This is a genomic window from Methylobacterium sp. AC690 (assembly GCF_979256535.1).
Genome location: NZ_CEEDOX010000012.1, coordinates 87,780 through 101,767, shown reverse-complemented (window position 1 = coordinate 101,767; position 13,988 = coordinate 87,780). Strand labels below are relative to the sequence as shown.

Annotated in this window: 11 protein-coding genes and 1 pseudogene; 2 read left to right on the top strand and 10 right to left on the bottom strand. The window is 63.1% G+C overall.

Annotated features, from left to right (window positions below; all coding sequences use genetic code 11):
• Positions 1-99: 99 nt before the first annotated feature.
• From AC0IY1_RS15350 to AC0IY1_RS15335, 4 genes and pseudogenes are all read right to left on the bottom strand, one after another.
• Positions 100-486, bottom strand: a pseudogene (locus AC0IY1_RS15350) (transposase); the annotation flags it as partial.
• A 156-nt stretch (positions 487-642) separates the two neighbouring features.
• Positions 643-1,035 carry a group III truncated hemoglobin gene (locus tag AC0IY1_RS15345; protein ID WP_082559327.1) on the bottom strand — a complete coding sequence of 131 codons (393 nt, stop codon included), beginning with the start codon at positions 1,033-1,035 and terminating at the stop codon, positions 643-645.
• Between the two features lie 57 nt (positions 1,036-1,092).
• On the bottom strand, positions 1,093-1,734 hold the full coding sequence (locus tag AC0IY1_RS15340; protein ID WP_471770613.1) for a 2,3-bisphosphoglycerate-dependent phosphoglycerate mutase: 642 nt from the start codon (positions 1,732-1,734) through the stop codon (positions 1,093-1,095).
• 56 nt (positions 1,735-1,790) lie between these two features.
• On the bottom strand, positions 1,791-1,919 hold the full coding sequence (locus AC0IY1_RS15335) for a hypothetical protein (protein WP_274534740.1): 129 nt from the start codon (positions 1,917-1,919) through the stop codon (positions 1,791-1,793).
• A gap of 262 nt (positions 1,920-2,181) precedes the next feature.
• On the opposite strand from AC0IY1_RS15335, the gene AC0IY1_RS15330 reads away from it, so the two are divergent.
• Positions 2,182-2,793, top strand: coding sequence for an SOUL family heme-binding protein (locus AC0IY1_RS15330; RefSeq protein WP_056217884.1), 612 nt, complete (start codon positions 2,182-2,184; stop codon positions 2,791-2,793).
• 270 nt (positions 2,794-3,063) lie between these two features.
• Here the strand turns inward: AC0IY1_RS15330 and AC0IY1_RS15325 are convergent, their stop codons facing one another.
• The 4 genes from AC0IY1_RS15325 to AC0IY1_RS15310 all read right to left on the bottom strand — a co-directional run bounded on the left by AC0IY1_RS15325 (position 3,064) and on the right by AC0IY1_RS15310 (position 7,811).
• Complete coding sequence (locus AC0IY1_RS15325; protein WP_056217860.1) at positions 3,064-3,987, bottom strand: YiiG family protein; 924 nt, start codon at positions 3,985-3,987, stop codon at positions 3,064-3,066.
• A gap of 387 nt (positions 3,988-4,374) precedes the next feature.
• Positions 4,375-6,021 (bottom strand): chaperonin GroEL, encoded by a 1,647-nt coding sequence (gene groL, locus AC0IY1_RS15320; RefSeq protein WP_471770610.1) that lies wholly within the window; start codon positions 6,019-6,021, stop codon positions 4,375-4,377.
• A gap of 96 nt (positions 6,022-6,117) precedes the next feature.
• Positions 6,118-6,405 (bottom strand): co-chaperone GroES, encoded by a 288-nt coding sequence (gene groES / locus AC0IY1_RS15315; protein ID WP_471770608.1) that lies wholly within the window; start codon positions 6,403-6,405, stop codon positions 6,118-6,120.
• A 636-nt stretch (positions 6,406-7,041) separates the two neighbouring features.
• Positions 7,042-7,811, bottom strand: a protein-coding gene (locus tag AC0IY1_RS15310; RefSeq protein ID WP_156394203.1) for an IS5 family transposase whose coding sequence is annotated in 2 segments (ribosomal slippage) — positions 7,042-7,496 and positions 7,496-7,811 — 771 coding nt in all. Because the reading frame shifts where the segments join, the coding sequence is not laid out codon by codon here.
• A 251-nt stretch (positions 7,812-8,062) separates the two neighbouring features.
• Here AC0IY1_RS15310 and AC0IY1_RS15305 point away from each other — a divergent pair.
• The gene (locus tag AC0IY1_RS15305; protein WP_471770758.1) at positions 8,063-9,730 is read left to right on the top strand and encodes a methyl-accepting chemotaxis protein; all 1,668 of its coding nucleotides are present in this window, start codon (positions 8,063-8,065) and stop codon (positions 9,728-9,730) included.
• A 220-nt stretch (positions 9,731-9,950) separates the two neighbouring features.
• On the opposite strand, the gene AC0IY1_RS15300 is transcribed toward AC0IY1_RS15305, so the two are convergent.
• Both AC0IY1_RS15300 and AC0IY1_RS15295 read right to left on the bottom strand, forming a co-directional pair.
• Positions 9,951-11,912 carry a response regulator gene (locus AC0IY1_RS15300; protein ID WP_471770606.1) on the bottom strand — a complete coding sequence of 654 codons (1,962 nt, stop codon included), beginning with the start codon at positions 11,910-11,912 and terminating at the stop codon, positions 9,951-9,953.
• Between the two features lie 274 nt (positions 11,913-12,186).
• Positions 12,187-13,902: a sensor histidine kinase gene (locus tag AC0IY1_RS15295; RefSeq protein ID WP_471770604.1), complete on the bottom strand. Its 1,716-nt coding sequence runs from the start codon at positions 13,900-13,902 to the stop codon at positions 12,187-12,189.
• Between the last annotated feature and the right edge of the window lie 86 nt (positions 13,903-13,988).

Here is a 13,988-nt window from a genome sequence, read left to right as displayed (position 1 = left end):
TGATTTTGGCGCGTCTGAGTGGCCACGATCCGTGCGCTGTTTTGCGCAAGACGAAGGTACACCTAAAGGCGGAGACAGGGGAGAGTTGCTGAGGACGAGGAGGTCGCCAGCTAACACCCAGCGCCGCGGCAGCAGGACGAAGCCTCGCTTGGCTTCCGGCAGTTTGACGAGCTCCAGTTCGATGCCGTGTTCGCGAGCGGCCTCGGCCGGCTTCTCGCCGGTGTAGCCCTGGTCGACGTAGGTGAGATCGATGGTGTCACCGGCGGCAGCCTGCACGGCTTGCGCCCGACGTCCGACCTGGGCGCGGTCGTCGGCATCGGCGGGGGTGACGTGCAGGGCCAAGAGATGGCCAAGCGTATCGACGGCCAGCTGGACCTTCGAGTCTTTCTTGCGCTTGGCGCCATCGTAGCCAGCTCGCTCGCCACTCTCGGGCGAGGTTCGCAGGGTCTTGCTGTCGAGGATGGCCGCACCCGGCTCTGGACTGCGGCCCGATTCCCGGCCGAGCCTTCACATCACGTACTGAACCAGGGGTCCCCTCAGATCTGAGGGGACCCCTGGTTCATGCGGCGGCTCGGGCTATGACCCGCTCGTCGGCGTGGGCGACCTCCGCCTCCGGGGGGGGCTGGGCCTAACGAGGTGATGTCAGCAATCCTGCTGTAGACCCTCTGGTCGGAAAAACAGTCCCGCTTTTAAGCTATCTCCGATCCGGTTCGCACGTTCCGTAAGGAGCAGAGCTACGTCCGCAAAGAATATTTCCTCGGCCGTTTGCTCGAATAGCGCGAGCCAGCGCGCGAAATGAGCCGGGGTCAATTCAGCCAGTCTCTGATGCTTACCGAACGGATTGCCCTTGTAGCGACCAGATTTTAGAAGCACCGAGGACCAGAAATTTTGGATGACGGTGAGGTGGCGTGGCCAATCGCCATCAGGGATGACGCGGGCAAATACCGGCCCAATCAGGGGATCTCGCTGAACCTTGGCGTAAAAGGCAGCGAGGAAGTTTCGCAGTGTTTCTTCCGTAAGGCTGTCATGCAGCATTTAGGCTCAACCAATCGCGACTTGAATTGGAGCTATTGATCCCCCTCTTCCCGATCGTCATAGCGAAGAGGGCGCAACAACCGAGGTCTTCTCAATCACCGCGCCCGATTCCGAAAAGCTGTAGATGAGAATCTCACTCGTGGTGATATTGAAGTCCATCAACGCCTCAGGAGTCATGTTTTCAAGATGCATGACGATGGAGCGAAGCGAATTTCCGTGGGCAACAACAAGGACGCGCTGCCCTCCCTGAACGCGCACTGCAAGCTCCTGCTCGTAGAACGGAACTGTTCTGGCTGCGGTCATGGCAAGGCTTTCACCACCTGGGGGGACACCATCGTAGGATTTCCGCCAGAGATGGACCTGTTCCGGGCTCCACTGGTTGCGTGCCTCCGCCTTGTTCAGGCCTGAGAGTTCGCCGTAGTCCCGCTCGTCCAGGGCACTGTCGGCTCGGAACGGGAGATCGCTCTGATCCAACTGCTCCAACATTAGCGCCAGTGTCCGCTGCGCCCGGTCCAGCTTGCTCGTGAATGCGATGTCGAAGCGGAAGTCGAGCTCCCGCAGTTTGCGTCCGGCTGCCTTCGCTTCCGCAACGCCGTGCCCCGTTAAGCTGGGATTGCGAAACCCCGAGAACAGGTTCTGCTCGTTGTCGGTGCTCTGCCCGTGCCGCACGAGGACGAGCGTTCTGACTGCGGATAACATTGATTCTCCTTGTGCAGCGCTGTCTACGCAGCGGACGGATCGGGAGCAACGCTATCTCACCTGAATAAAGCTCTATCGCGGACGCCAAGGTCAAGAAGAAGCACGATGAGGCCGAGCGCGAGCGCCAGGACGGTCTTGCCCTCGGGATGAAGACGCATGCTGGTGATGCGCCAGCCGTCGATCACGAGGTCGAGCGTCCCACCGGCGAACCCAAGTGGTAGAGAGAATACGACTGTCTAGGCGAGTTGCTGTGCGGGATCGTCAAGCTCGGTACCTGCTGATACCATCTTCCCGCTCAAGCCTGGCACCTCGTCGAGCTGCTGCAGGCTCCTAAACCGGCCGCGCTCCTCACGATACCAGATGGGCTGCTTCCCCGATATTGGATACCCGATCGGAGACGAACGTAGATTTCTCGCGTACGCCCGATGACAAATGGAAGCCTGGACGATGGACAAGCTACTCTACTATTTCGTGACGCTGCTTGAGTCCGCTTTGTCGGTCGTGGGCATCCGTGGAACCTATGAAGAGCCGCGCTATGCAGTCGTCGAGCGGCTCAACCGTGGGGTCGAGGTGCGGGCCTACGATGGGCGCGTTGCCGTCGAGACGGATGCCATGGGACAGCAGGACGGGCGGGCGTTCGGCCGGCTGTTCCGGTACATCACCGGGGCGAACGGTGGCGGTCAGCGGATCGCCATGACGACACCCGTCGAGAGCAAAGGTCGCCTGATCGCGATGACGGTCCCGGTCGAACAGGGCGCCCGGGGAACCATGCGGTTCTATCTGCCGAGGGCAGTCGTTGAAGCCGGTGCGCCGGAGCCGACGGAACCCGGGGTGAGACTGGTTCGCCTTCCTCCGGAACGGTTAGCCGTATTGCGCTTCTCCGGTACGGCGTCGCCTGCGGCTAGGGACGAGCAGACCCGCACCCTGATGAATGTGATGGAAGCCACTGGACGAAAGGCGGTGGAACAGCCCTTCTTCATGGGCTACGATCCGCCATTCTCGGTGCCATTCTTGCGCCGGAACGAGGTCGCGGTGCGACTGCCATCTCCCTCGTCGTGAGTTGCGCGAACGGATCGCCAAGCTTTTACACAGCTTCTATGGGGCCTGGTGGCTGAGGGGCGGGTGGTTCCGCCGGTGGATCGATCTCAGGTACCTGAGGACCGGGAGGCGGATCGCCGATGGACGGGAGCGGATCGTCTCCGGGGCGTGGCGTATCGAACTGCATCATCGGGCTTCCTCGTCATCCCAGCGAAAGCGCGCACCGCTGGGATTGATCGTGCATCGTACGGGATGGTCCCGTCAGCGCCGGCAGCATCCGGGAGGTTTAACCTAACGCGGGAAACGGGTCGCCGTCTGCGAGGTCGAAATCAGTGTGTTGTAGTCGTTCACGATCCAGGTCGTGTCGATACGGCCGCGACGTGCGTCGCCCTTCGCGCGGCCGAGCTTCTCGCGGAACTCGCGTAGCTTGCCGAGCCAAGTAGCCGGTCGGCCCTCAAAACCGGAGAAGGAGCCCGGCTCGGCCACGGCATACTCGTCCATGCTTCTGACGGCCGAGGCATAAGTCGCGAGTGCGGCGTCGAAGGCCGGCAGGTCAACTATGGGCTTAGCTTCGCGCGGGAGCAGTTCCACCACCGGACGCGCTCGTAGCATGACGTTGGCGATGACCCAGCGGGACTTGCGGCCTTCCTGCTTTTCGATCAGCGCGAGCTCGGCCTCGTCGCTCTTAAGCTTCTCCAGGGCGAAGAGCGGTTCGAGCTTCGCCCGTTCTTCCAGGAAGGCTCTGCCGGCCGGCGCGAGCTTGGCGTGCAAGGTCTTGCCCTCCGCCATCTTGTCGACCTTGTAATCCGCCCGCTCGTAATAGCCGTTCGCCTGCGCAATCAGCGGGGCGAGCGTTTCGTAGGCCGCGATGTAGGGTGGGACGGCCGCGTCGAGCTCCGCCATCCGGGGTTCCGCATCTACGGCTGCCTTCGCCTTCGCGATCTCGTCGCGCACGTCATAGAGTGAGTAGAGCCCGTACACGATGCTCTCACGACCTGTTGGGCCGGTCCGCATATTCACCCAGCTTCCGTAACGCGCCATCGACTCCGAGGCGCGAAGCGTTCGATTCATGAGTCCGACGTAGGCGTTCAGCTTTCGGATGACGGCTTGCGAGGCGACCGCCTCTGGACCGGCCGGAACCGGGGCCTGCGCAAAAGCCGGAACGCAGCCCGTGATGACGGCCAGGAACACGGCGCGACGCGTCGGGAAGGTCATTGGATAGCCCCTCGTGATGAGGCGGGTGAGTAGCATTCCAGCCGCACGATCGAAAGCGACGGCAGGCGGTCGTGTAGGTCACGCCTGCGGAGCCCAATACTGGCTGGGTTGGCATCCTTCGGGCGGTACGGCGCGAGGGAACCGCTCCTAGATGCGTCCGCGCTCCCACCCAACAGCGCGCAGAGCGAGGCATTAGGTCAAATTGGAGTGGTCGGCACCAAGATGCCCTCGCCTCTTGCGGTCGCATTGATACGTTGAACTGTTCCAGGTGCCGCTCGTAGTTAAACTTTATCTCCCATTAACGCCAAAACATTTTCTCCATGTCAAAATAGAGAAGACCGCCCCTAAGGGCGGTCTTCGGGATCACTGTCTCAGCGGATACGGAAGCTAGAAGTCCATCCCGCCCATACCGCCACCCATACCGCCGCCACCTGGCATCTGCGGAGCCTCCTTCCTCGGAGCCTCGGAGATCATCGCCTCAGTCGTGATCAAAAGCCCGGCGACGGATGCCGCTCCTTGCAAGGCAGCGCGGACAACCTTGGCCGGGTCGACAATGCCTGCCTGAAGCATGTCAACGTACTCTTCGGTCTGAGCGTTGAAGCCATACGTCGCAGACGAGTTTGCCAGGATCTTTCCGACCACGATCGAGCCTTCGACGCCTGAGTTCTGCGAAATCTGACGGATCGGAGCCTCAAGCGCCTTCAGCACGATCTTGATGCCGGCCTGGACGTCCGGGTTGTCGTTCTTCAGCCCCTCTGCCGCTGCCTTCGCACGAAGGAGAGCGACACCACCGCCGGGCACAATGCCTTCTTCAACCGCTGCGCGCGTCGCATGGAGCGCGTCGTCGACGCGGTCCTTCTTCTCCTTGACCTCAACCTCAGTCGAGCCTCCAACGCGGATGACCGCGACGCCGCCGGCGAGCTTGGCTTGACGCTCCTGGAGCTTCTCACGGTCGTAGTCCGAGGTGGTTTCCTCGATCTGCGCCTTGATCTGAGCAACGCGGGCCTCGATGTCGGCCTTGTCGCCCGATCCATCGATGATCGTGGTGGTCTCCTTATCGATACGCACCCGCTTGGCGTGACCCAGCATCTCAAGAGTGACGTTCTCGAGCTTGATGCCGAGGTCCTCGGCGACCATCTGACCCTTGGTCAGCAGGGCAATATCCTCAAGCATGGCCTTACGGCGATCGCCGAAGCCCGGAGCCTTGACGGCCGCGACCTTGAGGCCGCCGCGCAGCTTGTTCACGACGAGCGTAGCGAGCGCCTCACCCTCGATGTCCTCGGCGATAATGAGCAGCGGCTTGCCGGTCTGCACTACGGCTTCGAGGATCGGCAAAAGCGCTTGAAGCGACCCGAGCTTCTTCTCGTGAATGAGGATGTAGGGATCTTCAAGATCCGCCATCATCTTCTCCGCATTCGTGATGAAGTACGGGGAAAGGTAGCCGCGGTCGAACTGCATGCCCTCGACCACATCGAGCTCGGTCTCGGCCGTCTTGGCCTCCTCGACGGTGATGACCCCTTCCTTGCCGACCTTCTCCATGGCGTGGGCGATCATCTCGCCGATTTCCTTGTCGCCATTGGCTGAAATGGTGCCGACCTGAGCGATCTCTGCGGAAGACGCCACCTTGCGGGAGCGCTCACTGATGTCCTTCACGACCGCAGCAACAGCGAGGTCGATGCCGCGCTTCAGGTCCATCGGGTTCATGCCGGCGGCCACGTACTTCACACCCTCGCGGACGATGGAGGCGGCCAACACGGTTGCCGTCGTCGTGCCGTCGCCAGCGATGTCGCTCGACTTCGAGGCCACTTCGCGCACCATCTGGGCGCCCATGTTCTCGAACTTGTCGGCGAGCTCGATCTCCTTGGCGACGGTGACGCCGTCCTTGGTGATGCGCGGCGCGCCGAAAGACTTCTCAATCACAACGTTGCGGCCCTTGGGACCCAGCGTCACCTTCACGGCACTGGCAAGAAGCTCAACACCGCGCAGCATCTTCTCGCGGGCGTCGGCGGAAAAACGAACGTCTTTGGCAGCCATGGGAAAAGTCACTTCAATGTTAGCGCGGCCCCGAGGCACACCACATCGGGTGCCTCAAGGGGCAGTATTGGCAGATCACACCAGGGCGTATGGCTCTTAAGCGACGACGCCCATAATATCGGATTCCTTCATGATCAGGAGGTCCTGACCGTCGATCTTGACCTCGGTGCCGGACCACTTGCCGAACAGGACGCGGTCGCCGGCCTTGACGTCGAGCGGGTTCACGCGGCCGGCTTCGTCACGGGCGCCAGGACCGACGGCGACGATCTCGCCCTCTTGCGGTTTCTCCTTGGCATTGTCCGGGATGATGATGCCGCCCTTGGTCTTCTCTTCGCCTTCGATGCGGCGAACGACGACACGGTCGTGCAGTGGGCGAAATTTCATGGTCGAGTTCCAATCTCCCTACCGATGACATGGCGCCAGCACGGCTCAGCCATTGAAGGGAAGGCGGCTGCAGGAAGATCCGCAGCGGCCCTGCGACAGTTGGTTTAGCACTCAGTGAACGAGAGTGCTAATGTTTCTGGGCCTGTGTCGATTTCTTTTTTATAGGCTGGGGAGCTTCATACCCATTGAAAGCTCAAATGATGTTTATCAAACTACAAATAATAGAAGATTGACTGGCCGCACCAGTGTACTGCAGGCCTAAAGACGCATTGGTTGACTTAGCGGTCGTATTTATGATTTTTCCCGAGTAAGATAGTAATCTATGGCCGATTTTTTCGACGGATGAGAGTTTTACGAAGATCGGTTCACAGCTGTCGACAAACTTGTGGGGCATGAAACTCATAGACGACTTGCGCGGTATCCGCGGGATGAGCCGCCTGGATATCTGATTCGCGAAAAAAGGGAGCTGTGGCTGATCTGTTTTAAACTCTAGCTTTTTTAGTGGGCGGCCCTCCCCTGCCAGGCATGAAGGGACGCTGATCCAGCTGTTTCCGTTCAACGGAACGCACCAAAGTTCGTATGCTGCATGTGCAGCGGTCCCGAAGCGCTATGGGTGCTTGCCGAAGCACGGGCGTGTCATCGCTTAAGCCAATCGAGGGCGGCTGCGAGGTAGAGGACGCCCATGAAGCTGACGGCAGTCTTCTCGTAGCGGGTGGCGATGGCGCGCCACTCTTTGAGCCTGGTCCAGAGACGCTCGACCTGGTTACGGTTGTTGTAGATCCAATCCGGGCAGGCCACGGGCGCTTCGTAGCGCTGAGGCGGGATCGCAGGCCGAGCGCCCATATCCCAGATGTGTTCGCGAAAGACGTGGCTGGTATAGCCGCGGTCCCCCACGACCCATTTGGGCACCGCCGGCAGCTGGTCGAGCAGGGGAACAGCGTGAGGAAGTTCATGGGCCTGACCGGGCGCCAGCCGGAAGGCGATGGCGCGACCCCGTCCATCCGCGATCACGCAAGCCTTGGTGCCATACCCGCCACGTGAGCGGCCAAGAGCTTCACGAGCATCTCGCTCGGGCCCAGATCCCCCCTTTTGGCGGCTCCCGCCGCCTTTTGGTGCGCTCGCATGTTCGTGCCGTCGCGGAATACCATACCGAGTTGGACACCGCGCTCCTGCACGAGGTGAAGAAGCCGCTCCCAGACGCCGGCACGCGACCAGCGGATGAAGATCTGGGCAGCCCGCCACCAGGGTCCCAATTCCTCGGGAATAGCTCGCCATTTGGCTCCGTTCTGATGCCGCCAAAGGATGGCCGAGAGCGTGCGCTGCAGATCCTGCGGAGGCGTTTTGGCCTTGGGCCGGCAGGCTTCAACCAGAGGCTCCAGATCAGCCCATTGTGTGTCGCTCAGCATCGTCCCTCCTCCATCAGAGAGACGAAAACGCAAGCCCAGCCAAACTGTTCAGGCGACGACAGGCCCTGGGAGGGCAGCCAGCGGTGTCCTGATCGTGACCGCCCGTCATCACGCTACGCATGGTTCTCGGACGTTGCGTAGCCGTCATATTAACCAATTGCCTCTATTTTGCGCATCCGGACAGCAGGCGCCACTCCGGTTCAAACGATGGATGTATCGGCTGTGGTGAACAAAGAGGCAGTTTATCGACGATGACCATCAAACAGCGGCTTATGTCAGTTTTAGCGGTGCTAGGCCTCATCCTCTTCGGCACGGCGGCGTTGGGGAATTTCGCGCTCCACTGGAGCCACTCAAGCCTCAAGACCGTCTACGAGGACCGGGTCGTCTGCCTCCGTCAATTCAGCATCATCCGTGATGCCTACGATGACATCATCGATGTATCGCGAATGCTGCGCAGCAAGACCGTCGCGTTCGCCACGGCAAAGGAGAGGATGGAGCGCGACCTCTCTAACTTGCACGCTCAATGGTCCGCCTACAAGGCGACCTCGCTGACACAAGAAGAGGAGGTCCTGGCCAAGGACCTGCAGGCTCGGATCGATCAGAACGGCATCGTCATCTCCGAGATATTCAGGCGTATCGCGCAAGGCGGCGCTCCGGATTTCGATGCGACGCATGCGGACCTGTTGAAGAACATGCAGGCCACCAACGCGCCTCTCAGCAAGCTGACCACGCTGCAGGTCCACGAAGCGGAGGCCGAGTTCAATCGCTCCGAGCACACCGCAGGCTGGTCCCGCCTCGCCCTCCTCGCGGCACTCGTCATCGCGGCGCTCAGCATCGCCTACGGCGTCTATACGGTCATCGTGCAGGTCGCCCGTCCGCTGGGCAGGCTCGTCAGCGTGCTGCAGCGGATGGCTCGCGGTGAGACCGATGCCGAAATTGCGGAGTCGGTCCGCAGCGACGAGATCGGCGCGGTCGGCAAGGCGGTCGACGGCATCAAGGCCATGGTCGCCCGGAAGGCCGCCGAGGAGGCCGAGGTCAAGCGCCGCGCCGACGAGGCCGCCGCGGCCGAACGCAAGCGAACCATGTTCGAGCTCGCTGACGGCTTCGAGCGCGCGGTCGGCGGCATCGTCGGGATGGTCTCGTCCTCGGCCACCGAACTCCAGGCAACCGCTCAGCAGATGACCGCCACCGCTCAGGAGACCGCGAGCCAGTCCACCACCGTCGCCGCCGCCGCGGAGGAGGCCGCCGCCAACGTAAATACGGTCGCGGCCGCAGCCGAGGAGCTCGGCTCGTCCGTGCAGGAGATCGGCCGGCAGGTCTCCGGTTCGACCCGGCTGGCCCAATCGGCCGTCGGCGAAGCCAATCAGACCATGCAGCTGGTCCACGCCCTACAGGCCACCTCGGCTCGGATCGGCAACATGGTGGGCATGATCTCGGGCATCGCCGGGCAGACCAACCTGCTGGCGCTCAATGCCACCATCGAGGCGGCGCGTGCCGGAGAGGCGGGACGGGGCTTTGCCGTGGTCGCCTCCGAGGTCAAGGCGCTGGCCGAGCAGACCGCCAGGGCAACCGAGGAGATCGGACGCCAGATCGATGAGGTCCAAGGTGTGACGGCGCAGGCCGTCACGGCAATCGGCGGCATCACCGGGCGGATCCGTGAGATCGACAGCGTGGCGACCTCCATCGCCGCGGCAGTGGAGCAGCAGGGGGCGGCGACCCAGGAAATCGTGCGCAACGTCGCCCTCGCCTCGACCGGGACCAACGAAGTGACCGGCAACATCGCCGGGGTCGCGCAGGCTTCGGAGGAGACCGGGGCGGCGGCGACCCAGGTGCTGTCGGCGGCCTCCGAACTGTCGAGGCAGTCCGAGCATCTCGGCGCCGAGGTCGGTCGCTTCCTCGCGACGGTCCGCGCGGCCTAACCTTGCTTCGGTGGATCCAGTACGCACGGCAACCATTCGAAGGTCCGCTTCCAGCCCAAATGGGATGAGAAGCGGACCGGCGGAACACCACCCATCCCGGACGTAGAGCGGTCCGGCAGATGTCGACCCAACCCGGTAGTTCAGGCTGCGAAATGAGGTGCTCCGAAGCGGACGTTGACATGGCTTCGACGCCGATGCCGCCGAGGCGCTCTTGCCCCACTCAAGCCCTGAGATCCCTCAGTCTTTCGGCTAGGCTCGCCGACGCCAGGTCGCCGCGATTGAGGATCTGACTCGCGCCGCGAAGCTTGTTCCGGTCGTCCGCCGAGAACTCCCGGCCTGTTAATACGAGCACCGGGATGTCCGCGCAGCCGGGCACGGCCCGAACGCCTTCAAGGAAGCCGAAGCCGTCCATGACGGGCATGTTCAGGTCAACGATCACCACGTCCGGCTTGATCTCGGCCACTTGCTGCAGGCCCTCCTCGCCGTTCGAGGCCTCCACGACCGACCAGCCGTCCTCCTCCAGGGTGGAGCGCATCGCCATGCGGGTCATGGCCTCGTCCTCCACCAGGAGTACGGTGCCGCGCCGGTCCGGCTCCGCCAGCCTGAACTGGTTCACGATCTTGCCGAACCGAGCCCAGTTGACCGGCTTCATCATGTAGTCCGAGGCACCGAGGGACGCCGCCAGCTTGCGTTGGTCGACGGACGTCACCATCACGACCGGGATCGGCGCCAGCAACGCGTCCGCCTTGATCTGGCTCAGCACGGACCATCCGTCCACGCCCGGCATCATAACGTCCAGCAGGATGGCTCGCGGCCTCAGCTTCCGGGCAAGGTCAAGCCCGCTCCTGCCGTTCGTGGCGGTCCGCACCTGGAAGCCCTCGCGGTGGAGGAACCGGGTCGTGAGGGCGAGTTGATCCGTATCGTCGTCGATGACCAGGATGATGTCGCCCTCCGCCCCGACATCACCGATGACGTCCGGATCAGGCGAGGCCTGCTCGTTTAGGGGCGGGACGTAGATCGCCGGGACGGTGAACGTGAAGATGCTGCCCTGGCCGGGCACACTGGACACCGTGATGGTCCCAAAGAGGATGTCTGCGAAGGCATGCGTGAGCGAAAGCCCAAGCCCGGTCCCGCCGAAGTTGCGCGTGGTGGAGGCATCGGCCTGTTCGAAGCGCCGGAACAGGCGTGACACCTGTTCGGCCGTCATGCCTATTCCGGTGTCCGAGACGGAGAACGATAGCTGGTCGCCACCCGAGGCGTCCATGATGCGGGAGGCGGCAACCGTGATGGTCCCCTTATCCGTGAACTTGGCCGCGTTGCTCAAGAAGTTGAACAGCACCTGCCGCGTCTTTGTCAGGTCTGAATGCATCCGGCCCAGCCCAGGGGCGAATTGCATCTCCAGGGTGTTGCCCTTCTTGCCGACCAGCGTCGTGACCGAACCCGCGACGTCGCGGAGCATGTCCTCCACCGCGAAATCCTCAGCGTAGACCTCCATCTTGCCGCTCTCGACCTTAGAGAGGTCCAGCACGTCGTTGATAAGCCCGAGCAGGTGGCGGGCGTTGCGCTCGACCTTGCCGATGTCGGCCACGAGGTCCGGCGCCGCACAGCCGTCCGCGATCTCCTCGCCCATCATCTCGCTGTAGCCGATGATGGCGGAAAGCGGGGTGCGGAGTTCATGGCTCATGTTCGCGAGGAAGTCGCTCTTCGCGGCGTTGGCCTGCTCGGCCGCTTCCTTGGCGGCCTCCGCCACGGCGTTGGCGTCGGTCAACGCCGTCTCCCGGTCGACGAGGATGTGGTTCGCCGCGTTGAGCCGCTCCAGGGTGGCTTCGTTCTGCACCACGGACCGGCGCAACGCGTGGCAGATCCACACCATGGTCGCGCCGACAGTCACGTACTGGCAGAGCAGGGCCACGTCGACGCTGCCGAGCATCCCATCGCGCGTGTAGAACCACGCGGCGATCAGGGTGGACAACAACAGCACAAACGTCCCGGCACCCCAGCCGAAAGCCAGGGTGACGACGAGCAGGACGGGAATATACAGCAGAAATGGTGCGACGTGGGCCGGGGCCAGGAACCGGACGAACGTCATGGCGCCGACAAGCAGCAACGTGACGCCGTAATCAGTGACCGGCGAATGACGTCGGCGGGCAACCGTCCCGATCAGTTTGTGCAAGCTGCTCATGGGAGGGGAGTGTCACGCCCCGGGTACTTTGGAAAGCGACCGATCCCCACGGCCGTTCGCACAAAAACGGTATGAACGTCGTCGCAGAATGCGTGTTTCGCAGACCAGCCTGGACAGGCTAGACGACTGGTTTCGGCACAAGGCCGTCCATGTTCATTACCAGCGGAGCGCTCTTTTCGCTTCCATCGCTCTTTAAGCGGGATGACGATATCTCACCTTTGCCGACAGGGCCGGGAGATGCCAGACGTTTGGGGCTGGCCTCCTGCAGTAGATTTCAATGGGCAGTGGCGAGTGGGCTGAGATGTGCCCGGCCCAACTCGGTCAACGGGACGTCCATGCCGACACGCAATCCCTTCTCCGCATAGTCGAGGGTGACCTTGCCGTCGAGTTCGCGCTCAACGCTCATCGTGATCAAGCGCGTGCCGAAACCGCGACGTTCGGGGGAAGATGCCGGTGGACCGCGAGTCTCGATCCAATCAAGGCGCAGGTACCGCTCGCCGTGCCCGGCACCGGCAATCGACCAGGCGACACGCACTTCGCCGCCCGGCACGGAAAGCGCGCCGTACTTGGCTGCGTTGGTGACGAGCTCATGCAGTGTCATGCCGAGCGATAGGACGTGACGGGGCGGCAGGTCGACGTCGGGCCCTTCAATCACGAAAGTGGAATCGCCGCCCCGGTATGGCCCGATTTCATTCTCCAACACCGCGCGCAGGGGGGCGCTCGACCAATCGTCCTGCGTCAGTAGGTCGTGTGTTTTCGATAGGGCGAGGATGCGGGCCTCCAGCCGCTCCCCGGGCGCGTCGCCGCCCCGGGTCGACTGCCGTGCCAACGCCTGGACCGTGGCGAGTGTGTTTTTCACCCGGTGGTTCAACTCGTGCAGCATCGTCACCTGCCGTTCCTGCATCGCCCGGCCGTTGCGGATCTCCTCCCGCAGCTCCGCCTCGTTGCGTTGCAGGCTTCCCGCCATGGCATCCAGCTTGCGCCCGAGCCGGCCGAACTCGTCGCCCCCATCCAGGCCGTTCCGGGCGGCGAGGTCGCCGGCTTGCCACTGGGACGCCGTCCGAAGCAGGCGGCCGAAGGGACGGCGGATGAAGAAGCGCCCGGCGAAAAGCGCGGCCACGATCGCCATGATGGCACCCAGCGCGATCAGGACCACTCCCCGACGCGTCGCCGCATCGACGTCAGCGTAGGCGATGTCGCGGTCGCGGCCGACGGTGACCCAGGCCGCCGAGGTCGGGCCGGAAGGTTGGGTGTTGGCCAGGACCCTCTCGCGTCCGTCGATCCCGAGATCGACACGGACACCCTCGCCCCGTTCAGTAAGGATGCGTAGCCGCTCAGGCGGGATCGGCTTGCCGACCCAACCATCGCCGTCCGGGTAGCGGACCAGGATGACATGGTTCTCGTCGGCGACGGTGACCGAGGTGCTCGACAGTCTTAGGTTGCGCCGCAGATACTTCGCGAGCCAATCGAGGTCGATGGCGGCGGCCAGGACGCCGACCTTCTGGCCGTTCGTGTCGTGAAGGGGTTGCGCGAAGTGGAGGGAGTCCTTCCGCGAGGCGTTGCCTCGGGCATAGGTCCCCATGACGAACGTGTCTTCCGCGACGGCACGACGCTGGTAGCTGCGGTCGGGCACTGCATACGAGCCGGCAGGCGATCCCACGCTGTTGCAGACAACGGTCCCGTCGATCCGCGTCAGCGCCAGGACCGCGAGATGCGGATTGTCCGTCGCGGCGCGGTGGAGGTACTCGGTGCATCCTGCTGGCTCCATGGCCCGCACGGTGAGGTCCTGCGCCACGAAGTTGAGTGCCTGGCGTGCCGTCTCGGCGACCTGCGAGAGGTCTTCGGCCACGGTCCGAGCGGTGGCCATGGCATCGGCGCGCACGGCCTCGTCGCGCGAGGTACGCATGGCGTACTCGTTATATCCCTGGATCGCGAGAGCCGGCGCGAGCGCGAGCATCACCAGCAGCAGTATGCGGGTCGTCAGGGTCACGGCCGGCTCCGACCCGCGGTCACTCCGTCGCGGCTGACGTAGGATCGAGGAGAACGATCCGCATGCACCGCAATATCCAAATAAGG